Below are 24619 nucleotides of genomic sequence, written 5' to 3' on the forward strand. Positions count from 1 at the left end.
ATTCCATTATCCTGCTGTAATTACATTAGGCGCTTTCTTACTTCTAAGATGATTAGTAATAAAAATCGCCGCTACAATAATCGTCCCAATTACTGTTGAATATGTCTCTGGGATTATCATACCTAAAGACGCTGCACCTAAAATGATGCGCTCTACGACATTTAAGTTTGTAGAGAAATACCCCTCAATAGCCGCACTTAGACCTAATATTCCAACAATAGCGATAAAGGACACGAGTAAAATCGAGCCAATCGAGGCCATTGGGAAGTCTACTGCGTTTGTTGCTACATTTGTTGTATCAACCATTAATAATGCTGGCTGGTAAACAAATAGGAACGGTACGATAAAGCCTGCAATCGCTAAACGTACAGAGATAAAGCTTGTACGCATCGCATTTCCTCCTGATAAACCAGCTGCTGCAAATGAAGCTAATGCTACAGGTGGTGTAATGTTCGCGAAAATACCATAGTAGAATACAAATAAATGCGCCACTAAAATTGGTAGGCCGAATTCAGCTAATGCTGGAGCTGCCATTGTTGCAGTAATAATATACGCTGGAATAGACGGTAAGCCCATCCCTAAAATAATAGATGCAATCATTGTTAAGAATAAAGTTAAGAATAATGAACCTGCACCTACTTGAGTGATTGCCGCTGTTAATGTAGAACCAAAGCTTGTTAAGTTCACTACCGCAATGATAATCCCTACAACACCACAGGCAACAATTGTGGAAAGAGACTGGCGTGTACCTTCTTCAAGTGCCGTTAAGATATCCTTTAAGCCCATGCGTGTACTTTTTCTTAGCCACGACACCGCAATTGTTATTAGAATTGTATAGAATGCCGTATTGGCTACAGGAACCCCTGAACCTAGCATCCATACTAAGGCTACTAGCGGAATCATTAAATGTCCGCCCTCTTTTAATACCTCTTTCATACGGGGAAGATCCGGCTTTGGAATACCCTTTAAGTTTGAACGGCCTGCTCTAAAGTGTACCTGTGCTAGAGAGCCTAAAAAGAATAGTAATGCTGGAATCGCTGCTGCCAACGCGATGGTACCATACGATATACCCGTCGTTTCAGCCATGATAAATGCGCTTGCCCCCATTACTGGCGGTAAAATCTGTCCACCAATGGATGAGCTTGCCTCAACTGCACCGGCAAAGTTTTTCTCGTACCCAATTTTTTTCATTAATGGTATCGTAAATGCTCCCGTACCTACTACATTTGCTACGGCAGAACCATTAATACTTCCCATGAATGCACTTGAAATAACTGCTACTTTCGCTGGACCACCTTGTCGATGTCCCGCAAGTGCTAGTGATAAATCATTGAAAAATTGTCCCATCCCTGATTTTCCAAGGAACGCACCAAATAAAATAAACAAGAAAATATATTGAACAGAAGCCCCAATTGCTGTTGAGAATAATCCCTCTGTTTTCGTGTAAATTTGACCAAAAATATCTCCAAAGTCAAACTCACGCGTCATCATAATACGGGGTAAAAACTCTGCATGACTAAAGAACGGATATGCTAAAAATATGAGTGCTAATATCGGTAATATTAAACCTGTCACTCGTCTAGCACCTTCTAGTACCAGTAAGACAGTTAAAATCGACATCACAATATCCATTGTATTTGGAATACCGCCGCGCGTCGTCATAATATTATCGTACTCAACGAATAGATATATAAATGACGATAAGCTTAGGGCAAAGAATATCCAATCATAAATAGGAATTTTTGTACGATCTTGATTTTTAAATGTCGGGTAAATTAAGAATACTAATCCTAATGCAAACATTAAGTGGATACTGCGCATAATTAGTGTTGGGATTGGATTAAATATCGCATATATATGTAGCAAAGAAAACATAACACCCATAAAGCTTATTATAAATACGATGCTTTTGTTATTAAACTTCCTGACCTTTGCATCACTATCGTATTTTTCAAGTACCTTCTGTATTTCTTCATTTGATATTTCTTCAACGATAGGCTCTTTTGTGCTATTGACGCTCATAAAAATTCCCCTCCTAAGTACTGCCATATGAAGATTTTCTTAACTGAGATTAAGACTGTGTCATAAGTCTCACCATAGTCATATATTTTAATTTCCTTATCAGCGAAGTAAATCGTAGTGTCTACATATTCTGAAATAGTGAGATTTAATTCTTTGTACGGTTGATTGATTTTCATCATAACGTAGCCGTCCACTAACTCTACGTCTTCAGCTATAGAGGGAACTCCTGCACCAAAAGTTTTAAACTTTGTGCTAACTAAAAGTAGTTGATCCTGATCAATCTCATAATGTTCTATCCATTCTTCTTTTTCTACGGAATGAATCCACCCTAAGTCGAACTGCGTAGTCTTAGCAAACATAACTTTATCGGAGAATTCAAACACTACAACAGGAAAACGAATGAAAAAAATTGCCAGGAGTATAAGTAAAATCCCTATACTCCCGAACAATTTTTTATTGCTCATCGTAATAACGTTTTGCTCCTGGGTGAAGGTCACCGATAATACCTTCTTGTGCACCTTCTAGTGATATATCTCCAGCAGCTTGGTGAGAGTTTACTAGCTTAGGCAAGCTTTCGAAAAATGTTTTAGTTAATTTATACACATCATCTTCACTTAAATCACTTTTTACAACTAATGCATTTGGTACCGCTGCTGTAAATACTGGCTCTGTATTACTATATACATTGGCAGCGATTTCATAGGAGATGAAATATGGATGCTCTTTTGCAATTTCTTCTACTTTTTCTGGGCTAACTGTAACTAAAACGATGTCAGTTGTTTCAGCTAGTTCCATTACAGAAGCGTTTGGAATACCACTTGTTAAGAATGCAGCATCAATTGTGCCTGCATTTAAACCATCTGCAGCTTCAGCATAGCCTAAGTAATCTACTTTAATATCATCATATGTAATGCCATGACCATTTAAGAGAGTACGTGCGTTTACTTCTACCCCAGAATTTTGATCCCCTACTGCAACACGCTTCCCTTTTAAATCTTCAATTGTTTCAATCCCTGCATCTGCTTTGGCAATAATTTGTACTACGTTTGGATAAAGTGTAGCCATTGTGGAAACGCCTTCAATTGGCTCTTTAAAGCTAACTTCACCGTTGATTGCCTGTGATAAAGCATCACTCATTACATAGGCCATCTCTACTTTTCCTTGTGCCATTAAATTTAAGTTTTCTACAGATGACCCTGTCGTTTGAGTACGAGAATTGACGTCATACTCCGTTGTATAGATGTCAGCTAATGTTGTACCAATAATGTTATATGGACCTGATGCTCCTCCAGTTGCGATTGTTACGATATTAGTAGACAATCCATCATCTGATGAACTTTCCCCTTTGCTACCTCCATTTTCCGTGTCATCCCCACACGCAGCTAAAATTGCTCCTGCAAGTAACAAACTGGATAATAACGATAATTTTTTCTTAGAAATCATTTATTATCTCCCCCTTATAAAATAATTATATATTACAAAAATTGCGAAATAAAGAATTTTAATTATATTCAGTGTATTAGGTTGTTTTTTCTCTCTAAATTTTATTAATAACTAAGTTAATAATAGAGCTCTATGAAGCAGTGTTAGGACATCACTTTCCTAAAAATTAAAAACCCTCGCTTTTCCCTTCAAACAACTAGTTATGGAAAGCTTTTCTCACAAGAAATGGGCTAAACAATATTAAAAAAAGACGGTTTAGAGGTGCATTATTACACTACTAAATCGTCTTTTATGTTATCCAAACAATCTTCATAGTAAGTGGAGTCAATGTTCCACTCCTGAGATGTTAGTCTTTTTCTATCCCTGCAATCCCAAATCCTCCAGGTCCAGCATGGGTAGAAATCATGGCACCAGCCTGCATCCATGTTATATTTTTAAAGCCTGCTTCCTTGGCCATTTCATCTATTCGACTCTTAATACTTTCGTCTAGTCCGATAGAGTAGATCAAGTATAGCTGTTTTCTATCAATATCGTATTGGTTCAAGTAATCTTCCATGAGCTTTTCCGCGACTTTGCTCATATTCCCACGGTATTTTCTAGTTGAAACAAGTTTTCCTTCTTTTAATTCAATGCATGGCTTTATTTTTAGCAAAGACCCTCCAATGTAAGCCATGTTACTTACCCGTCCACCTGATCTTAGAAAGTCTAAACTACCAGGGATGAAAGCCAGCTTTGTTTTTGGAACCACAGATTCTATTTTTTCTATGAGGCTAATATGATCCATGTTAGGTTCTTCCTCCAGTAAAGTGGCTGCATACAACACCACTGCAGCTAGTCCTCCTGTCACGTTTAGCGTATCAACCAGGTAAAGGTTCTCAAAATCCTCTGCTGCAATTAATGCACTTTGAAACGAAGCAGATGCTTTTGACGTATATCCAATGTGAATAATGATGCTCTCAGGAAAGTTGGTTCTGATTTTTGTAAACAACTCTTGATACTCATGTACATTCGTTGCTGTCGTAGATGGAATTTTTTTTGTGCGACTATGATAATCGAATACGTCCTCTACAGGTAGCTCTCCATCTAAATAATCTTTCCCATCCATGACGACATGCATCGGTACCACTTGAATTTGATATTTTTCTACCAGGTCCTCCGGTAAATCTGCTCCACTCTCTGTCGATAAGATAATTTTTCTCATAATACATTCCTTTCAACATGCGCAGTCTTTTCTGCGTTTTTGTTTATTTTATTTATCCTAAATATACACTATAAGGGGAAATTATACAGTTAAATAATCAGAAAATTTATACAATCTATCGATCTATTTTGTCTAAAATTTATCTACGATACTAACCTATACCCTTTTGACGATAAATATAAAAGCAGATCGTCCAGACATGCATTTTAGCACTTCTAGACGATCTGCTTTTTTTGAATCATAAGCTTTTATACCATTAAAGTAGAATTGATTTTCGCTCTCGGCGGACGCTTTCCGTGGGGTGAGTGATAAGCCATCACCCATCGCTAACGCGCGTGGATGTGATGTCTTATATTACTCACTCATCCCAATGCCGCTACAATCAATCATTTGTAAATGTTCGTGTTTAATCAGTAAATTGCTATTTATAACATTGACTCATTATAGAGAATAAAGGGATAGATCCCCCCTCTAACTTTACAATCATTTTTAATATCAAAATAAGTTTGATGTATAATTCAATACTTTAGTGAAAACTGCACTATTTAATAGAAATGATACTGCTGTTATAAATTCTTTCGTCTAATTCAGTAACGGAAATTTTTTTGCCTGAAGGACTCCATTTGGTTTTCACATTTCCAATGTCTTGAACAATTTGTATGGATTCATCAGATGTTACTTCAAATAGGTATAGCCCACTAACCTCTTCACCGTTTATGACAGAGTTTGACTGATATACAATCATTTGCTGATTCGGAGACCAAGAAGCGCCTGTCACATCAGAACCTTCTGCAATTGTACTTTGTATATTTCCATCAGTATCCGCAATTATTAGCCTTTTCGTATTCCCTGTTATCTGCGTAACAAGTAATTGATTTCCATCAGGAGAAAGTGTGATTCTCTCTGCATTTTCCAATGGAAGTTTCTTTTTTTCTTTGGTCTTTAAATCCATCTTATATACTTGAAAGGAAGGGTTTTCTGTTGTTATATAGTAGATTTTTTCTTGCCTTTTATGAGCATTAAACAATTGCTCCTCTTGAAGCTCGGCAATTTGAGTTACATTCCCTTCCTTATCAGCCATAACTGCACCACCCGCATAGGAAGCACCGATTATATTGTTCTCGTCAGTCCACTCAGCGGTATAGACACTACCAATAATATCCTCGGTAACGGGTGTTTGTTTCCCTTCCTCTAGACTCATCTGATAAAAGGCGATATCTCCAATTGAATTTTCATAATATAAGAGGTGTTTTTTATCCGGAGACAAAGTTGCACCACCTAGAAACATATCTTTTTGAGCTTTAATCGTTTTAAATTCCTTGGTGTCCAAATTGTACGTATATAGACTTCTAGGATAGAACTCTGCATTTTCTAACAAGCTCATTTTTTCAAAATCCTGGTTTTCTTTTGCAAGAATGACAGTATGCTCATCCATCCAGTCAGTAATTTCCATTCCCTCGAATTGTTCAACTTTCTCAATGGAAATCGGGTCTATTTCATTTTCATTGCTTTCGTTTTCACTTTCTTCAATAACCTCACCTGGCTCTTTAATATCTGTTTTATTTGTCTCCTGCCCTATACTGCAAGCAGATAGAGTGATGACGAATAATAAGAACATAGCGATCTTTACAATTCCCCACTTTTTCATCGATTCATCTCCTTATCTATTATCCTATGCAACAAACAACTAATATCTCCTTGCAACTTATTAAAACAATGTAACAATTAGAATTTTAAAGTACGATGATCTGAACCTCTAATTTATAGTTGTTAAACACAAAAAGAACGAATAACAGGATTAATTATTGTTCGAAAAGAACGGGTATGATTAAGTGTTAGCTTTCTTTTTAGCTGGAATAGCGTGATAAAGATAATAAAAATATAATGCCTGTTATTACCCAGATGAGCATAAAAATCAACCCTAGTACTATATTTGCATCCTGGTAATCCATTATTTTATGATCAATTAACGCCCAGCTTAAAAGCGCTAGAGATCCAATAGCAGTGACGATGTACGATAACGGCCTTTACTAACATAATAACTAAAAATAAGTGAGGTAATTAAAAGGAAATAAGTTAATAAAAATAACCACACAGTTCTGTCCATACTTTACCCTCTCCTCAATACTCCCAGCTTAGCAATCTGTTGGATAATTGTTGCCATTATGTGGCATTTAATAAAAGATGTCAATTATTTAAGCGCCTTTTTATACTAATGAATCTACTGTAGAAAACAGCAAATCACTCAAAACCATTTTCAAAAAAAATAAAAACACCCCGTCTCTAACAAGGTGTTTTAAAAATAGCTGACCAACTGATGTCCTAGTCTAATTCGTAACTGTAAGTATTTGCTTTCTCTTCAGTTTGTTCTTGTACATATTTTTATCCGCTTTTGAAAATATTTCAGACATTTGCCCCCTTGAATCTGATGTAAAGGCATACCCTAAAGACATTTTAATTCTTGTTTTATTTACTCCACTTCTGTTATGTACGTCAATCTCTTCAAAAATATTCTTTATCAAATGCTCTATCTCTTCTTGTTTTTTTTCAGCAGCAAGTAAAACAAATTCATCCCCACCAATTCTTGCAACGACTGTATCTTCAGTAGCAAATTTATTTAAAAGTCGTGCTACGGCTGTAATTAAAGCATCCCCTTCTCTATGTCCATATGTATCATTTGTATACTTGAATTCATCTAAATCGCACAATATTACACCCATAGATGTGTTTTCTTGTTCGTTAAACTTAGTAAAGTTAGATTCAAAATACTCTCGATTATATATACCAGTTAACGTGTCATGATGTAAACGATATTGTAACTTTTGCTGTAGCTCTATCTTCTCATCAATGTTTCTTAAAACTCCTTGAATACCAACTAGCTTTCCTTTTTCATAGATTGGTGTAGTATATTCTTCAAACGACCTATACACCCCATCTTTGTCTTTCCACCGTTGAATAATACTTTTGCTATAATCAGCTTCTCCATTCACTTTTTTTAAGAGAATATCGTAATCATCTGAATGGATATCTGAGAAAGGGACTTCAGGATTTTTAAACGCTCGTTCTATCGAACCTTCTCCAAAAAAAAATTCCGCTGAGGGACTAAGATACTCGTATTTTTTTTGAGGGTAGACCTGAAAGTAATATATAAAGTCTTTGGAGTTTTCAAGGACATGTACAAACTGATTGTGTTTTTGCATCAGTTCTTTCTTTTGCTTGTGCCATCTAATATGTAATAAGGTCACAGCTATCATTCCGAGTACAGAAGCTGTAAGGAAGCCAAGAGGAAACAGCATATAGATCATCTACTACCTTCTAAAATTTTTCTTATAAAATGAATGTTACATTAGATAAATGGTTAATACAAGTAATTATTCCATTTTTTATATCTTAACAAGTGACCAGTCAGATGCAATAAAGCGATGTGGTAAAATACTCTGCTTATTCGTTAAAAGTTATTTTACAGATGGTTTAATAATAATTTTCTGATCAATTTCACTAATAAAAGTATTTAAGACATCGATTTGCTCTTCTAGCTTTTTCTTATGCTGAATTAATATAGCCTGCGTATTAATCTCTTCCTGTTCTAAACTAAGCTTTGAAATATTTTCTCTTATATCTTCAATTGCCATTCCTAGGCTTCGAAAACATTTAATTAATTTTAAAAGTTCAATGGCTTGTTCATCAAATATTCGATGCCCTTGTTGATTTCTTTTTATTGGTGGAATTAAATTTATTTTTTCATAGTATCGAATTGAACTTGCAGGAATTTCTATGAAGAGGCTCGCTTGTTGAATTGTATACACGAAGTGTCCTCCTTGACTTAAAGTATGGTTTAACCTTTAAGCTTGATAGTATCAAAATTAAAGGAGATTGTATAATGAAAAAGATTTTATTAGTAGTAACGAATACCTCTAAGTACCCCAATTTAGATCGTGCAACAGGATTATGGTTAGGAGAAGCTGTCCACTTTGCAGCTGAAATAGAAAAAGCAGGGTATCAAATTGATTATGTGAGCCCTAAAGGTGGTTATACACCACTTGACCCACACAGCTTGCAAGCTGATCAAATGACCGAATTAGATTGGGAGTATTACACAAATACTGATTTCTTAAATAAACTAAGCACTACTTTGCCTGCTGACTCTATTAACCCAAATGATTACGATGCTATCTATTATGCAGGTGGTCATGGAGTGATGTGGGATTTCGCAGAAGATGAAAACCTACAAAACATTGCAAGTACTATTTATGCTAACGGTGGCGTTGTTTCTGCTGTTTGTCATGGAGTTGTTGGGTTATTAAATATTAAAAATGGTAACGGTGAGCTTTTAATTAAAAATACTAAAGTGACTGGTTTTACTAACACAGAAGAAATTGCTGTTGGACTAGATAAAGTCGTTCCATTTTTAACGGAAGATGAACTTGTTCGTAAAGGGGCTAATTACGTAAAAGATGCTGATTGGTCAGTATTCACGGCAACTGATAATCGTATCGTTACAGGACAAAATCCTGCATCAGGTGGCGCGGTTGCCAAAGAGGTAATTAAATTATTAAAATCACTTTAATCTTTACTTATGTAAATTTCGTTTAAATAACTTCTTGCAGAGCTAAAACAAAGTTCTCTCCATTTTTAAATTGATGAGCATAAGCAGATGTTTTAAGGGTGAGATATGTTCACCTCTAAAACACCTGCTCTTTTATATTTAACACGTACAAACAATTAGAGCTAACAAATTAAATTGACAATGATTTAAACTTCAATAGTAGAGGATGGCTAATATGCTACAACAAAAAACAGCTTTAGAAAAATTAATGGATGAACGTAAATCAGTGCGTAAATATGAGCCTGGTGTTACAATTCCTCGCGAAACAATCCAACATATACTAGAGCAAGCAACATCAGCTCCATCATCAAGTAACTTGCAACCTTGGCGCTTTCTTGTTATCGATGATCAAGAACAAAAGAAAGAATTGCGTATTGCTGGTTTTAATCAAGCACAAATTGAAACATCATCAGCGATTATTGCCGTTATAGGCGACAATGAAATGTATAAAAACGCGAAACAAATTAATGATTTAAACGTCGAACTAGGCTATATGCCACGTGATATTGCGGATATGATGATTTCAAATTCTGAATCTGCATATAGTAATTTTTCTGATATTGAACGCACAAACATTGCACATTTAGATGTCGGTTTAATTTCTATGCAAATCGTACTTTTAGCAAAAGACATGGGCTATGAAACAGTAATAATGGGTGGCTTTGATAAAGTAGCTTTCGCTAAAAAATACGAGCTTCCTGCAAACGAATTACCGATGATTTTAATTGCTATCGGAAAAGCTGCAGAACCAGCACGTAATTCATCCCGCTTACCATTCGAACAAATTATACGTTTTTCTAGTTAACATTGTTTTCAACCTAAAAAAGCTGTGCTAAAATCCCCTACAACTTGGATTTTTGACACAGCTTTTTTTATTGTACTTTCTATACTAACCCCAACCAAGTAACAACTTCACAATGTGGTGAGTGATGTGGCAACACAATGGTGCTGGTGGGTTTAATTAATTTGGTTCGGTTTCTTTTTAAGTGAATCGAGCCTCTTTATTTTGTCGGAGCGTTGGTTGGTTAACCAGTGTATTTAATCCCTTCATTCAAAAAAATTAAATGGTCAGGTTTTTACAGCAAGATATGGATAGTGAAACAATTTTCACCGTGATAAATTTAGATCAATGGATTTGGTCAATTCAAACAGAATCATTCAATTATGATTTTCATCAACCCAAATTATAAATTTGAATCAATTGGCAGCTTTTTAATAGGAGTAAATATATGATAGTCCGAATCAAGATGATGAACGCTTCTAAAAACTTGAATAAGTTCAATCTCTGATTGTTCTCTTTCTTGCTTTGAAATTTTTAAAAATCGTGCGAAGTCAGTTTTAAACACATCCCCTACATCAAGAAGGTCACCCGAGTATTGGAACTTAGCACAAAAAATTTGCGGCACATCTACATTGAAGTAGAACGGTTTATCTATTTGTATATCATATGGAATGCCAAATAGAGCATTGAAGCGAGTTGAATTTGGATGGCAATTTGAATAGACCATTAAACAAGGTCCAGATATGGTCTCATCTATTGTTTCTAGGAGCATTTTCGAATGAGCGTGAATCTGTGCTTTGTAATCCTCACATGCCAAGTCAATTTCAAATGCGATGCCCGTCAATCTGATAGCATCAAATTCCGTTAACGTAAAATCGGTTACTACATCACCATTCATGTTTTTTAAAGGGCGTTTAACTACTGAAGGTATGGGTTCTGGAGATATGACGGTATCTTTTTCTTTTAGTAAGCTAGGAGCTAGTTTAAATTGACGTTTAAAAGCACGAGTGAACGAAGATTGTGATCCGAAGTTTAACTGATAGGCAATCTCCGTCAATGATAATCGATCTTCTTGTATTAATGTAACCGCGTTATTTAATCGTCTCGACAAAATGTATTGGTTCAAGGAACAACCCATAATTGCAGAAAAAAGTCTATGAAAATAAAATTTCGACATGTTGAATTTTTTAGAGACCGAGTCCACAGACAAAGGTTCCTCAATATGATCTTCAATAAAAGCTAAAGAGGTTTCAATAATTTTATAATGATCCATAAGGCTTCCTTCCCTTCATAGGTTATCCAGAATATAACGTTGCAAATAAGGAGAAATCATTTCAAGGAGGTAAATGTAATGAAAAAGGATAGAGTGAATGGAATATTAATCGGTATATTTTATATCGTGGCAGCAGCCAGTGCTGTTATTGCTGTACTATTATATCAGCCGTTACTATCAGGAGATTGGTATATGGCTGTGGTGAATGGTTCGAAAACAGCTGTTTTGGTTGGTGTTATGAATGACATCTTGCTCATTATAACTGCAGTTGGAACCGCTGTTATGTTATTTCCCTATGTACGACTATGGAATGAACATACCGCATTAGCTTATCTTTGTTTTCGATTTATGGAGGCTGTTTTTATAGCGATTGGCGTGGTGAGTATATTAGGTTTGCTAGGTCTTAGTTCTGATTATGGAGCTGGACAATTCGTTAATGAAGGAGCATATCATCACATAGGAAGCGTTCTTCAATCATTTCATGCTTGGACTGCTATATTGGGACCAAACTTGATGCTCGGCTCGAATACATTCTTGTATAGTTATTTATTATATAAAACGGAAATCGTGCCTAAACGGCTAGCGCTATTTGGAATGTTGACGGCTGTTATGGTATTCCTTGCTGGATTGCTCAATATGCTTGATATTATTGAACCATTCTCTACTATAAAGGGACTTATAGCCCTCCCAATCGGCATCTATGAGTTGAGTTTGGCAACCTGGTTAATTATCAAAGGCTTTAATACCGAGAAATTAGAAATATTAAGAGGAAGCAAGAACTAATATAATGCTGAGTGATGCACTAAGAGAAGAATTACTACACTAAACCACCTTTGGAATTACTCTACTCGATTTTAAGAATAATCTTCCCCTTTGTGCGTCCATTTTCCATGTGCCTATGTGCATTTACGATATCAGTTAAGGGAAAGCACTTTTCAATTACCGGTCTTAATCTTCCCATTTCAATAAGGACTCGTAATATGTCCAAATCACTCTCATTAGGATTTGCAAGATGAATTTTAGCTTTCTTACTTCCTACGATAGAGCTTATCATCAGCTGAAATGGATGGTATTTGGGATAGAGTGGGTGTTCTGTTATATAAATACCGTTTTCGGTTAGAGAACGCAAACAACTTAAAAAAGTTCTCTTTCCGACAGCATCGAGTATGACATCATATTTTTTTCCGTCGTAAGCGAAATCCTCCTGGATATAATCAATTACATGATGAGCACCTAGACTTTTAACCCATTCAATATTTGACGTACTACAAACTGCGGTTACTTCAGCACCAAAATACACAGCAAGCTGAACAGCAAAGTGCCCCACTCCACCCGATGCCCCGTAGATTAAAACCTTATCGCCTACTTTTATCTTCCCTACATCTCGTAATGCTTGTAGAGCGGTCTGTGCAGTACAGGGTATTGCGGCTGCCTCTTCAAACGTTGCATTATTTGGCAAAAACGTTAGAAAATTCTCTTTTGGGCAGACATATTCAGCATGGGAACCGACGCAACTTCCAAAAACACGATCACCAATTTTAAACTTTTGTACATTTTTTCCCACGGCTTCAACGGTACCTGCAACGTCTATCCCTAAAATTTGTGTTTTTGGCTTTATAAGACCATTATCCATTCTCGTAGGTAAATAACCTTTTCGATATAGCGTGTCATATTTATTAACAGATGCGGAGACCACTTTTATTAATACCCTATCTTCATCTTTGATGAACGGTTTCTCAACATCCATAATCTCCATTACTTCAGGGGAACCATAAGAACTATAAATTGCTGCTTTCAACTGTTTAACCTCCTGTAATTATCAAATCATTCGATATCTTTCATTCCTTTCAAATAAATTGAGCCCACATTATATGGGGTTTACTTGATACCTAATTAATAAATTCACTCAGCAAATTTAATTCAGTTTATTCCTTAAATGTTCCTCATAAGTAATTATTCCTTTCTTCTGCATAGGATTTGTATTTTTTCCTTCCTTTAAAGAATTGTATAGTTTTCCTGAGAAAGGAATGCTTAAAATATCATTGGTTTCATTGTTAACCTTAATTTTCAACTCCGCCATTTCTCTTAATGTCATTATCTCTGGTCCACAGAAATCATCTAATTTACCTTGTGGACCTTCATTAACTAAATCGATTAAATATCTAGCAAATTCATTAACATCGACACTTTGAAATTTAACCCTTCCAGGGATTATATATCTTTTAAAGAAAGGTTTTGATAAGAGTAAATTCTCAACAAAGCTATGAAACTGAGTTGCACGAGCAATTGTATAGGGTACAGAACTATTTTTTAATAATTCTTCTGCTTTGTATTTAAGTCTATAATATTGGAAGGGGATTTCCTCAATTCCTACAATTGATGGATAAATAAAAAGTTGTATATGATTCACCTTGCTTAATAATTTTTCTAACCCAGCAACCTCTATGCTTTTAGAATTTTTTATCGGACTAGTTGCTGCGTGAATAATGACATCCACATCTTTTACTGCTTCTTCTAAACCTTCACCTGATAATAAATCACTGTAAACCCATGTGAAGTCTACATCTTCTGGTTTTCTTCTCGAAGTTATTTTTACTTGATAATCTAAAGCTTTTAATTGCTTTGACAAAGCCGACCCTAATTTTCCGGTTGAACCAGTTACAAGGATTCTCAAGTACAACTCTCCCATTCAGATGGATTATCTTCCTATTGTAATATTCACAAGTTGATTACTTTATTCTAATAACCTACCAACTAGTTTAATGCGTAATCCATTCATAAATTCTTTATACCATTATATATATTACCTATATATGTTTTACTTTCCTCCACAATCTGGCCTAATTGTGGAATAAGAAGAAATCTTGCCTAACAACACAGAATTTTTAATCAAACCTTACTATAAGTATCTGAACTTTGTTTTAAATGATTATTCTTTTTTTAATGCTACAACTTATTCCAATCGCGCCTGTTGATTTTTAGGTGCTATTTCGATTGCCAAAGATATTAACATTTGGAGGGGATTTTTATGGGTTTAATTATTTTGTATCGATTCTATTTAAGTGGGATCGAGCCTATCTTTCTTCAAGTAACTGACCCGTTAGTGGAGTAAGAAACTTTCCAAAATAAAAGAGACTGCCCCCATTAGGAGCAGCCTTGTTCGATATTTATCAAATTGTCACGAGAAAAGGGATTTAATTGTATCTTCAACTTTCTTTAACATACCTTTTTTATCAAAAACTCCTTATTTGAAATTTTTTTTATCTGCGATCTGATTATTCAATTAAAAATCGTATTCTTCTTCCTTAGCTTTACGAATGCTCGTATATGTTTCCGTTAAAACTACTGTATCTTCAACCAACCGATTGATGCGGAATATCACATCGTCATTTATAATTTCTTTGCGATGGAAATCTTTCTCTTCAATGAATACATACGTTTGAACAATCTGTGCTTTCATATAAGATAAAATCGGCTTTAACTGTTGTTCAGCAATTAAGTAGTGCTTTGATGAGCCGGCTGTTACAAGCATACTCACGACTTTATCGCGAAAAGCATTAACCGGCAGTAAATCAAAAATGTTCTTTAATGTAGCTGGAATGGACGCTTGAAAAATAGGCGTCCCAATGATAATCGCATCTGCTTCCATAATCGTTTTTGTAACAAATCCTGTATCACCTTCATATTCCAAGTAATTGCGCCCATCACTAAATTGAACGTTATAGTCAGCTAAATCTATTAATGTAACTTCTGCATCGGGATATTTTTCCGTGATTGATTTTACTGTATAATCCATAGCGGTCCGTGTTTTTGAACCTACAATTGATCCTGATAATCCAACAATCTTCATGTTAGCATCCCCCTACTTCTTCGCTGTATATTTTTTAATTGCTGGTAAAATTTCAGTTCCAATCAACTCGATATTTTTCAATAATCGCTCAAATGGAACTCCACCGAAATCAATCTGTGCAATATAGCGCTGATGTCCAAACACTTCATGTTGATAAAGAATTTTTTCAATAATTTCCTGTGGACTGCCGACATTTATAATACTGTGCGGATCTACACTCTGTGCAAAAAGTTGCTTTGCAAAACCTTGTCCGTTCGTTTTCTTCATTCCTTCATTAATATGTGGATACATTTCTTTTATCGCCTGCTGAGATGTTTCAGCGGCATAGAAAAAGCCTGCTGTTGCTACAGGTAGCTCCGCTGGATTATGGCCACCACGTTCTGCAGCCTCACGATAGGCATCAATTATTCGCTTAAATACAGAAACCGATCCACCTAAGTGAGCCATAAACATCGGAACACCAGCATACCCTGCTTTCATCGCACTAGCAGGTGTTCCACCAACTGCACGCCAAATAGGCATTTTGCCATTTTTCGGACGTGGAAGCACCTTTGCATTCTTTAATGGAGCACGATATTCTCCACTCCAATTGACTACTTCTTCTTCATTGATTTGACGTAGCAGATCAAATTTTTCCTCAAACAACTCTTCATAATCCCGAAGATTATAGCCTAACAAATCAAACAGCCCTATTCTTGATGCTCGACCAGCAATTATTTCCGCACGGCCCTTGGATATTAAATCAAGCGTTGCAAAGTCTTCATATACACGAACAGGATCTGATGTACTAATAATGGTAGAAGAGCTTGCAATTTTTATGTTTTCTGTTGCCTGAGCAATTGCAGCTAACACAACAGAATGTGCTTGTGTTGTGAAATACTCCTGGTGACTTTCCCCAACACTAAAAAAATCGATACCTGCTTGATCTGCTAGCTTTGCTAAATCAATGATTTCATGAATACGCTGCTCAGCGGAAATACGCTTTCCTGTGTGCGGATTCGGGAGGTGATCCCCTAGTGTATATAGTCCAAACTCTAGACCTTTACTTTGATCAATTCGATAGTTTTCCATATTAGCCAACCTTCCTTTTTATATAAAGATACTTTTCCTTTTCAATTGATAATGCTATTATTAATCATAATTGTCATTTTAAAAAGTACGTACTTAAAAGTGGTATAGTATACAAAAAGATACTAAAGGGGCATTGGAAATGAAACTAGAACCAGAATTATGTCGTGTAGAAGATGCTTTAGGTATATTAGTTGGGAAATGGAAACCAATTTTATTATTGTATTTATTGAAGAACGGTACTCAAAGATTCAGCGAGCTAAAACGAAGTGTGCCTGGAATCACCCAAAAGGTGCTGACAAACCAGTTGCGAGAATTAGAAAAAGAAGATATTATTCAACGAGTTGTATATGCACAGGTTCCTCCCAAAGTTGAATATTCGATTACTGAATACGGCAGGAGCTTGGAATCGATTTTAGAAGCTATGCATGAATGGGGAACAAAGCATACTTTGCATAAAATGCAAAAATTGAAAGCAAATAGCCAGTAACCTAAAAAAGCCGACTTTATTAACAGCTTTTTTACTTTATATATATTAATTAGTACGTTTAAAATTTCTTTAAAAGTGTTGTTCAACAATCAGGTATATCTTTTCATACAGATAGTCAATTTAAGCTAGAAATATTTCGCACAACAATCTGGCCCGATGTTGAACAAAGCTAAATACGATTATTAAATTAAGCTGTCCGTTAGTTCAATAACTTCAAAAAAACAATCTATAATCCTTTTTAGAACAACAAGAAAAAAAGAACGAATTCCATCATCGGGAATTCGTTCTTCTTTCATTATACTAACTCCAACCAAGCGACCGCTTCACAATGCGTCGTCTGCGGGAACATGTCCACTGGCTGAATCTCCTGTGTCTTATAGCCGCCGTCTTCTAAGATGCGAAGATCACGCGCTAGAGTTGCTGGATTACAGGAAACGTATACTACACGTTTTGGACGTTGTTCAATGATTGTTGTTAGTAGTGCCTCGTCACAGCCTTTTCTTGGAGGGTCAACAACTAATACATCTGCTGTTTTCCCTTCCTTGTACCAGCGTGGAATGACTTCCTCTGCTGGGCCTGCTTCAAAATACGTATTCGTAAAGCCGTTCAACTCAGCGTTTCTTTTTGCATCCTCAATCGCTTGAGGAACAATTTCAACACCAAGTACTTGCTTCGCTTTTTGAGCAAGGAATAATGAAATTGTCCCGATTCCGCAATAGGCATCGATTACCGTCTCCCCACCTGAAAGCTGTGCATAATCTAGTGCCTGCTGATATAAAACTTCTGTCTGCTCTGGATTCACCTGATAGAAAGACCTAGCGGAAATTTCGAAGCGCACATCTCCGATTAGATCCTCAATCGTTGGTTTCCCCCACAATAGGTTAGTTTGATCGCCAAAGATCACATTTGTATTTTTGGAGTTTATGTTTTGCATAATGGAGGTCACCTTTGGCTCTACCTCTCTAATAAGCTCAATAATCGCTTCCTTTTTGGAAAGCTTAGGATGCTTCGTCACTAGGACGACCATTACCTCACCAGTTGCTCGGCCTTTGCGTACTACTAAGTGGCGTAGCTGACCTTTTTTTGTATCTTCATTGTAAGGGACTAAATCTAGTTTTAAGGCATTTTCCTTAAATGCTCTCATCAATCGGTCTGCTTCATCGGATTGAATTAGACAAGTCGGTGTGTCTGCAATACGGTGTGATTTTGCCTGATAGAACCCTGCAATCACCTTTCCATCGACTAAGCCAAATGGAATTTGAGATTTGTTACGGTATTCCCATGGGTTGTCCATGCCTTTTACAGGTAACACGGGAGCATCAATCTTACCTAGTCGCTGCATGACATTTCGAACCATCTTTTCCTTCCATTTCAGCTGACCTTCATAATTAATGTGCTGAAGCTGGCAGCCCCCACACTCATAAAAAACCGGACATGGAGCTTCTACTCGAAATGGAGAAGGCTCTACAATATGAAGTAATTTAGCAAAGCCATAGTTTTTTAATGTTTTTACAACACGTACCTCTGCTTTTTCATCAGGAAGACCCCCGTGGATAAACAGTGGGTAGCCATCGACCTTTGCTACTCCTGACCCATCATGTGTCAAATCCTCTATATAAACTGTTAACTGATCATTCTTATTTACTGGTGTGTTCACGTTAAATCTCCGTTCTTGTGTAATGGATATTATTATATCAAATAAAGGCGTCCAAGAGTATTAGGTAGCTTATTTTCATTTTCCTGCTTATTTTAGCCACAAAAAAAAGTAAGGAATCTCCCTTACTCGTTTATTTTTAATATTAATGAATCTTCTATGACGGACCACTGCTTGTTAGGTAATATTCTTTTATTTAATCGAGCTACAAACTGTTCTGCCTCTTCATAATCATAAAATACTTTTACCAATTGGCTATTTGAGTTTTTCAAGACTTCTGTAACACCATTCGTGTTACGTGCAATCACAAACATGGTCAACTCCAAGTTATGTCTTTAACAATTATTATTGTTATAAAAACATTATCTCATATATTGGTAATTATGTATACATTTTTTGGAAAATTTTAAAAATTTATTTTATCTAAATGTGAGTTTTTCTAATTTATTTTTCTAATAATTGACCTTTCACAATTCCATTGAGCTGACTCCAATTCTTTATTTCATATGTAGGTAGTATAGCTGTTGTGTTTTCCTTTTGGTTTGGATTAAACCAGCATGTATCTATTCCAAATTGGCTTCCCCCCTGTATATCAGAAGTCAGAGAATCACCAACCATCAATACTTTAGACTTTTCTGTTATTCCTAATTTCTTAAATGTATATTCAAATATAGAAGGCTGTGGCTTTTGATAACCAGCTTCTTCTGAAGTGATGATAGCTTCAAACACATCCTTCAATGGTGAACCTTTGATCCTAGCATGCTGGGCAATTTGAAATCCATTGGTTAATATAGCTAAACGACAGCCAGCCAGACTAGCCAGCATTTCCTCCACCCCAGAGATTAAGTGAATTTCTCTCCCTAGATTTTCTATGTACTTATGACTTACTGCTTCAAGATCTAACTTTAGATTATGTTCTAAAAATAAACGTTTGAATCTCTCTATTTTAAGTAGCTCTAGCGTTGTGGTACCCTTTTCTAATTCATCCCATAAAACCTTACTAATTGTCTTGTAGCTGCCTAAGTAATCTTGCAAACCGTTTGGCAGTCCATATTCTAAAAATAACTGATAGAATGCATTTCTTTCGGTCATTCCAAAATCGAATAGAGTATCATCCAAATCGAACAATATTACGTCATATTTCATTTATCTCTCCACTCCTCTATATCTATTTTAGCATTTAGCTTTGGTATTAGTCTGCATGAAAAAGGACCTCTCCACCTGAGGTCCTGGACAATTATTCATCTCTTACTGGTCCATCCATGGTAGATACCCAGAAGGCTATAATAATGGAGCCGATCAGTACGATGAAGGGAGCATAAAATATTAGGAATTCCATCATAACGTTCATTCCTCCTAAGCATGATTTTTCTTTTTCCCTTTTACATAGTCTTTATTGAACAGGAATAGCTTTAGTAACAGATATAAGGATGGAATTAGTAAGGCCAATCCTAGTATAAAGGCAATGATTAAGGAGATGGCCATAGCCTCGTTTGTAAAACTATCGTTTATAGTCAAATATGGATAAAGTAAATAAGGTAAATGGGAGAAGCCATATGCAAAAAAGGCGATTAAAAATTGTCCTGCCAAAAGTCCAAAGGCTAGACCATACTTGCTCTTTTTCCAAAGTAACCAAACGGTACCTAAAAACATGAGAAAGGATAAACCAAATGCCCACCAAATATTGAGCATATTATTATAATGCTCCACATTGTGTGAACGTAATTCTACAATTATGCCACCTGCAGTTATAATCGTTGGAAATGACCAAATCAGTGCATACTTTCTCATCAAATGAGTGGCTTTTGCATCCCCAGCCTTATTAGCATACCAAGTTAAGAAAACTGCAGAAATATATAAAACAGATGTCAGACTTAAAGCGACTATGGCCCAGGTTAAAGGACTTTTGAACAAGGCATCATAATTTAAACTTGGTGAGCCGTTGACCAGATCAACGAAACCGCCTTCAGAAATAGTCAGTACGATTGATAAGGAAGCAGGTAGTAACAATCCAGATAAACCATACATAAAGGAATATCCTTTATGGCCCCTTGATCCATACGTTTCAAACGCATAATAGGAGCCTCGAATTCCAAGCAGTATTAATGCTATGCCTACTGGCACGAGAAGAGTAGTTCCATAATAGAAGGCTGTCTTAGGAAAAAAGCCAATAATTCCTACGAAGAAAAATACAAGAAATACATTTGTGACCTCCCAAACAGGTGACAAATAACGCTGAATAATATTACTCAATATATGTTGCTTACCAGTTATCAAGCTATACGCATTAAAGAAGCCAGCACCAAAGTCAATGGAGCCTACCACTACATAACCAAATAGAAAAGTCCATAAAACGGTGAGACCTATAATCTCTAAACTCATGTAATGTCACCGCCTTTGTCCGATTTTCTATCCTCTATTTCCTGTTCAACAGGATTTCTTCGGAACATCCGAGTAAGTACTACAACACTTCCAACTCCAAGAACTAAGTAAAGGCCTGCAAACAGAACTAACATAAAATCTACCTGCCCACTTGTCGTTGCTGCATCCTCCACCCTCATGATTCCTCTTAATATCCATGGCTGTCTTCCTACCTCAGCTAGCCACCAGCCTGCCTCAATTGCAATTACGGCAGCAGGGCCACTTAAAAATAAGAGCCATAGAAATAATTTAGAATTAACGAAGGTCCATTTTAAACGTTTACCTAACCAATAGAATGCTGCTAATGCAGCAAGACCCATGCCGATTGCTACCATGATATTAAAGAGATAATGGATATAAAGAGGAGGCCTTTCATCTTCTGGAAACTGATCGAGCCCAATAACCTCTGCAGTTGGATTAGAATACGCTAGTATGCTCAAAGCATACGGAATCTTAATCGCATATTTCACTTCTCCATCGTCTAATATTCCAAACAAAATGAGAGAGGCGTTTTCCTGCGTTTCAAAATGCCATTCAGCAGCTGCTAGTTTTTCTGGCTGATACTCTGCTAAATATTTTCCGGAAAAGTCTCCTATAATAGCTGTGGCAATCGAAAAGATCAATCCTAGCTTAACGGTTAAGTATAAAGCTTTTTTATGATAAACATGGTTAGACCCCTTTAACAAACGAAATGCAGCAATAGATGCCAATACAAATGCAGATGTCATATACGCCGTTACAACAACATGTGCTACCTTTGTTGGCATAGCAGGGTTAAACATCGCTATCAGCGGATTAATATTGACCAACTCTCCATTTACCATATCAAAGCCCTGTGGAGAATTCATAAACGCATTCACAATCGTAATAAACACGGCAGAAAAGGAAGCACCGACTGCAACGGGAATAAGTAACAACAAATGCTTTTTCTGATTCTCAAAACGATCCCATGTATACAGATAAATGCCTAAAAAAATAGCTTCAAAGAAAAATGCAAAAGTTTCCATAAACAATGGTAGGGCAATTATATTACCAGCTAGCTCCATAAAGTTTGGCCACAGTAAGGAAAGTTGCATCCCGATTGCAGTTCCCGTAACAACTCCTACTGCGACCGTAATCACAAATCCTCTAGCCCAGCGCCTAGCGAGTAATATGTAATGTTCGTCATTCTTTTTTATACCTACCCACTGAGCAATCATAATCATCAGTGGAACTCCAACACCGATTGTCGCATAAATAATATGAAAAGATAAGGTTAACTCAGTTAAGACACGACTATAGAAAACTGAATCAGCATTTCCCATACTTGACTCTCCTCACCCTCCAAAAATTCTTCCAGCAATAGATAGTATCATAATACCTGCCACTACAAAGGCGAGCCACATTAAGTATCTCTCTTGTCTCTTATACACTAACCATTCCTCCTTTATGATGCCCAGATATATTATTAAATTATTCCCAATATTATTGGATTCATAACCTTTTAGAGAAGAAAGTCAAAAAATAAAAATCCTTTTGCAATAATTAAGAAAATAATGAAGACTAATATTCATTTCAATAAGAGAAGATCGAATTCATAACAAGTGCTGATTAGTCTTCTAAAACTTCTAAATGCATAAGGTTATTAGAATCACTTTGTAATTCAGATGTACTCCACCCTAATTGGATAACATCACCTTTATTACGAGCGAAATATTTATATTCCACTTGTGGTTCAGTATCAAATATTACTCCTATGTGATATGGATTTGAGGATTCATAGCCGTCCTCACGGTGAGGCACCGTCCTATATTCCCAAGTTTCCACAGGGTACCGCTCTTCCAAATAGATCTGTATATAACCTACTTTTTTTTCTATTTGCATATCAATCCAATACGGACGAACAAAATAAAAGATAACGAAGGACACCAAAAACAAAAGAGCCAGTCCCTGAATAATTTTTCTCCATTTTCCTTTCAAAATAAAAGAAATTAATAGAGTAACTAGTAAAGTTCCGCAAACTATCACTAATTCAAGTAATTCTACTGGATGCATAATTATCCCCCTTTTTAAATCCATTGCTTACGTTTGTTCAATAAGAAAAAGGCTTTACTCCTTTTTGAAGTAAAGCATCTGTTCATATCAGTTTTGGCGTTCAATTTCTATTTGTTCTATTTGGTCTAAAATCCAAGGATGATTACCTTTTTTCGAATAAGTTGTAAAATATTCTTTACCTTCCTCAATTAGATGCCAAGCCATCTCTTCATCTACAACAATTTTAAAAGCATGTTCCTCTGTGTCATTATTGGGGTCATAAGCTTTTACCCAGTATTCCTTATAATCGTCTGAGTGACCTTTTTCTATAACTTTCAAAAAAGAAGATGTCGATGAATATGGTCCTCCACAAGATGTTAGTATCAATAATACAAATAAGAGTATATAAATCAGATTTTTTGTCATTGTCCCTCCCCCAATTATTGTTCCCTAATGTACTGTTCTCTGTACAATCTAATACTTCCTTCTTAAACTGGCTTTTTTAGCTAACCTATAGCATAACTGTAAATAGAAAAACGTGAAATCTACAACTATATTTCACGTTTTTACCACTTTTAAAGCTAGCTTATGGAGATGGCAACTCTCCTAGGAGACCATCCCCTCCGTAAGCATCTCAGGATTGAAGAGGATATGGAGAAGTGCTCCTGAAAAAGCGTACGCTTTAACAAAGAACACTATAGATAATTAGAATAGAAGCCCCAAAAACTTCACAAGATCGTAAAATTTTCGAGGCCTTATTAGGTTGAGGAGAGTTTTGTCAAAACCTCTTCATTTTATGGTCTATCTTGCTCACGGATCTCATCGATTGGAACAAAGACATCTATATGTCTATATAGGTTTTGGAATATGGCAGGAATAGTTCCTCCATACTCTCCATCCAAATTTAAGAGAACCTTATCTTCAGAGGTCACTTTAATATGCTGGGCTTTTTTATAAATGACATGAGGATCTTCTAAATGTTCTCCACGAAGAGCTAAACTGGCAAGTCTTATAAACTCAGCAATATTTACTTTCTTTAAGATAAGCAACGAAAAGTTTCCATCATTAATACTTGAGTTTGGAGCAAGCTTTTCGAAGCCACCTACGGAGTTGGTAAGGCCCACAAGGAACATCATCGCTTCATCTTCAAATACTTCCCCGTCATATTCAATTCGAACCTTCGTGGCATTTATCGATGGAAGCATTTCAATTCCTTTTAAGTAATAGGCTAGTTGTCCAAGCATTGTCTTTAATTTACTAGGAACTTCATAAGTAAGCTCTGTAATTCTTCCGCCGCCAGCAATGTTAATAAAATAACGGTCGTTTACTTTACCAACGTCCACTGGAATAGTATCACCCTGTAAGATAATATCTACTGCGCGTTTAATATCCCGAGGTATATGAACTGCTCGAGCAAAATCATTTGTCGTTCCCATTGGAATGAGACCAATCTTCGGGCGATTTTCAAATTCACTTACACCAGCAACAACCTCGTTCAGTGTTCCGTCTCCCCCAGCAGCAATAATTATATCAAAATTATTTTCTACCGCTTTTTTTGCTGCACTAATTGCATCTCCTTCACCAGTCGTTGCATGGCAGGACGTCTCATATCCAGCTATTTCTAAAGCCTCCAAAACTTCTGGAAGATGTTTCTTAAATAATTCTCTCCCTGAGGTAGGATTGTAGATAATTCTTGCACGCTTCATACGGATTTCCTTTCTACTTTACAATTTCTTCATTATAAAGACTCTATTTCCTCACAAAAAGTTCCTAACATATGAAAGAGCCGACTAAAGC

Annotated in this window: 24 protein-coding genes; 4 read left to right on the forward strand and 20 right to left on the reverse strand. The window is 36.2% G+C overall.

Going from position 1 to position 24619, the window contains the following annotated elements; genetic code table 11:
• Positions 1-6: 6 nt before the first annotated feature.
• From NSQ95_RS15875 to NSQ95_RS15905, 7 genes are all read right to left on the reverse strand, one after another.
• Positions 7-2022 (reverse strand): TRAP transporter permease, encoded by a 2016-nt coding sequence (locus tag NSQ95_RS15875; RefSeq protein ID WP_342559943.1) that lies wholly within the window; start codon positions 2020-2022, stop codon positions 7-9.
• Entirely contained in the window at positions 2019-2486 is a 468-nt protein-coding gene (locus NSQ95_RS15880) for a DUF1850 domain-containing protein (protein WP_340882144.1), read from the reverse strand. Before NSQ95_RS15880 ends, NSQ95_RS15875 begins: the two co-directional genes overlap by 4 nt.
• Entirely contained in the window at positions 2476-3465 is a 990-nt protein-coding gene (locus NSQ95_RS15885; RefSeq protein ID WP_340882141.1) for a TAXI family TRAP transporter solute-binding subunit, read from the reverse strand. Before NSQ95_RS15885 ends, NSQ95_RS15880 begins: the two co-directional genes overlap by 11 nt.
• A gap of 346 nt (positions 3466-3811) precedes the next feature.
• Positions 3812-4666, reverse strand: a complete 855-nt coding sequence (locus NSQ95_RS15890) for a DegV family protein (RefSeq protein WP_342559944.1) — start codon at positions 4664-4666, stop codon at positions 3812-3814.
• A 541-nt stretch (positions 4667-5207) separates the two neighbouring features.
• Positions 5208-6314 (reverse strand): hypothetical protein, encoded by a 1107-nt coding sequence (locus NSQ95_RS15895; RefSeq protein ID WP_342559945.1) that lies wholly within the window; start codon positions 6312-6314, stop codon positions 5208-5210.
• A 679-nt stretch (positions 6315-6993) separates the two neighbouring features.
• Positions 6994-7971 (reverse strand): sensor domain-containing diguanylate cyclase, encoded by a 978-nt coding sequence (locus tag NSQ95_RS15900; protein ID WP_342559946.1) that lies wholly within the window; start codon positions 7969-7971, stop codon positions 6994-6996.
• Between the two features lie 150 nt (positions 7972-8121).
• Positions 8122-8472 carry a MerR family transcriptional regulator gene (locus tag NSQ95_RS15905; RefSeq protein WP_342559947.1) on the reverse strand — a complete coding sequence of 117 codons (351 nt, stop codon included), beginning with the start codon at positions 8470-8472 and terminating at the stop codon, positions 8122-8124.
• 71 nt (positions 8473-8543) lie between these two features.
• On the opposite strand from NSQ95_RS15905, the gene NSQ95_RS15910 reads away from it, so the two are divergent.
• A complete protein-coding gene (locus tag NSQ95_RS15910; protein ID WP_342560828.1) occupies positions 8544-9233 on the forward strand; it encodes a type 1 glutamine amidotransferase domain-containing protein in 690 nt (229 codons plus the stop codon).
• Between the two features lie 214 nt (positions 9234-9447).
• Complete coding sequence (locus NSQ95_RS15915) at positions 9448-10077, forward strand: nitroreductase family protein (RefSeq protein ID WP_342559948.1); 630 nt, start codon at positions 9448-9450, stop codon at positions 10075-10077.
• Between the two features lie 379 nt (positions 10078-10456).
• Here the strand turns inward: NSQ95_RS15915 and NSQ95_RS15920 are convergent, their stop codons facing one another.
• On the reverse strand, positions 10457-11326 hold the full coding sequence (locus NSQ95_RS15920) for an AraC family transcriptional regulator (protein WP_342559949.1): 870 nt from the start codon (positions 11324-11326) through the stop codon (positions 10457-10459).
• Positions 11327-11404: 78 nt separating this feature from the next.
• On the opposite strand from NSQ95_RS15920, the gene NSQ95_RS15925 reads away from it, so the two are divergent.
• Positions 11405-12109 carry a DUF4386 domain-containing protein gene (locus tag NSQ95_RS15925; RefSeq protein WP_342559950.1) on the forward strand — a complete coding sequence of 235 codons (705 nt, stop codon included), beginning with the start codon at positions 11405-11407 and terminating at the stop codon, positions 12107-12109.
• A gap of 61 nt (positions 12110-12170) precedes the next feature.
• Here the strand turns inward: NSQ95_RS15925 and NSQ95_RS15930 are convergent, their stop codons facing one another.
• The 4 genes from NSQ95_RS15930 to NSQ95_RS15945 form a co-directional block, all read right to left on the reverse strand.
• Positions 12171-13124, reverse strand: coding sequence for an NAD(P)-dependent alcohol dehydrogenase (locus NSQ95_RS15930; protein ID WP_342559951.1), 954 nt, complete (start codon positions 13122-13124; stop codon positions 12171-12173).
• Positions 13125-13241: 117 nt separating this feature from the next.
• A complete protein-coding gene (locus NSQ95_RS15935; RefSeq protein WP_342559952.1) occupies positions 13242-14000 on the reverse strand; it encodes an NAD(P)H-binding protein in 759 nt (252 codons plus the stop codon).
• Between the two features lie 609 nt (positions 14001-14609).
• A complete protein-coding gene (locus NSQ95_RS15940; RefSeq protein ID WP_340882122.1) occupies positions 14610-15176 on the reverse strand; it encodes an NADPH-dependent FMN reductase in 567 nt (188 codons plus the stop codon).
• A gap of 12 nt (positions 15177-15188) precedes the next feature.
• Positions 15189-16247: an LLM class flavin-dependent oxidoreductase gene (locus NSQ95_RS15945; RefSeq protein WP_342559953.1), complete on the reverse strand. Its 1059-nt coding sequence runs from the start codon at positions 16245-16247 to the stop codon at positions 15189-15191.
• 139 nt (positions 16248-16386) lie between these two features.
• Between NSQ95_RS15945 and NSQ95_RS15950 the strand changes: the two genes are divergently transcribed.
• Positions 16387-16734 (forward strand): helix-turn-helix domain-containing protein, encoded by a 348-nt coding sequence (locus NSQ95_RS15950; protein WP_340882120.1) that lies wholly within the window; start codon positions 16387-16389, stop codon positions 16732-16734.
• A gap of 295 nt (positions 16735-17029) precedes the next feature.
• Here NSQ95_RS15950 and rlmD read toward each other — a convergent pair whose 3' ends face one another.
• The 8 genes from rlmD to NSQ95_RS15990 all read right to left on the reverse strand — a co-directional run bounded on the left by rlmD (position 17030) and on the right by NSQ95_RS15990 (position 24528).
• The gene (rlmD, locus tag NSQ95_RS15955) at positions 17030-18391 is read right to left on the reverse strand and encodes a 23S rRNA (uracil(1939)-C(5))-methyltransferase RlmD (protein ID WP_342559954.1); all 1362 of its coding nucleotides are present in this window, start codon (positions 18389-18391) and stop codon (positions 17030-17032) included.
• Positions 18392-18513: 122 nt separating this feature from the next.
• The gene (locus NSQ95_RS15960; protein WP_340882117.1) at positions 18514-18696 is read right to left on the reverse strand and encodes a hypothetical protein; all 183 of its coding nucleotides are present in this window, start codon (positions 18694-18696) and stop codon (positions 18514-18516) included.
• Positions 18697-18832: 136 nt separating this feature from the next.
• Positions 18833-19534, reverse strand: a complete 702-nt coding sequence (locus NSQ95_RS15965) for a YjjG family noncanonical pyrimidine nucleotidase (protein WP_342559955.1) — start codon at positions 19532-19534, stop codon at positions 18833-18835.
• A gap of 210 nt (positions 19535-19744) precedes the next feature.
• A complete protein-coding gene (locus tag NSQ95_RS15970) occupies positions 19745-20770 on the reverse strand; it encodes a cytochrome d ubiquinol oxidase subunit II (protein WP_342559956.1) in 1026 nt (341 codons plus the stop codon).
• On the reverse strand, positions 20767-22113 hold the full coding sequence (locus tag NSQ95_RS15975) for a cytochrome ubiquinol oxidase subunit I (protein ID WP_340882112.1): 1347 nt from the start codon (positions 22111-22113) through the stop codon (positions 20767-20769). Before NSQ95_RS15975 ends, NSQ95_RS15970 begins: the two co-directional genes overlap by 4 nt.
• Before the next feature lie 286 nt (positions 22114-22399).
• Positions 22400-22843, reverse strand: a complete 444-nt coding sequence (locus tag NSQ95_RS15980) for a hypothetical protein (RefSeq protein ID WP_342559957.1) — start codon at positions 22841-22843, stop codon at positions 22400-22402.
• A gap of 87 nt (positions 22844-22930) precedes the next feature.
• On the reverse strand, positions 22931-23248 hold the full coding sequence (locus NSQ95_RS15985) for a hypothetical protein (protein WP_340882107.1): 318 nt from the start codon (positions 23246-23248) through the stop codon (positions 22931-22933).
• A 368-nt stretch (positions 23249-23616) separates the two neighbouring features.
• Positions 23617-24528 carry a diacylglycerol kinase gene (locus NSQ95_RS15990; protein WP_340882105.1) on the reverse strand — a complete coding sequence of 304 codons (912 nt, stop codon included), beginning with the start codon at positions 24526-24528 and terminating at the stop codon, positions 23617-23619.
• Between the last annotated feature and the right edge of the window lie 91 nt (positions 24529-24619).

It is taken from the genome of Psychrobacillus sp. FSL W7-1457 (assembly GCF_038593405.1).
Taxonomy (GTDB): domain Bacteria; phylum Bacillota; class Bacilli; order Bacillales_A; family Planococcaceae; genus Psychrobacillus.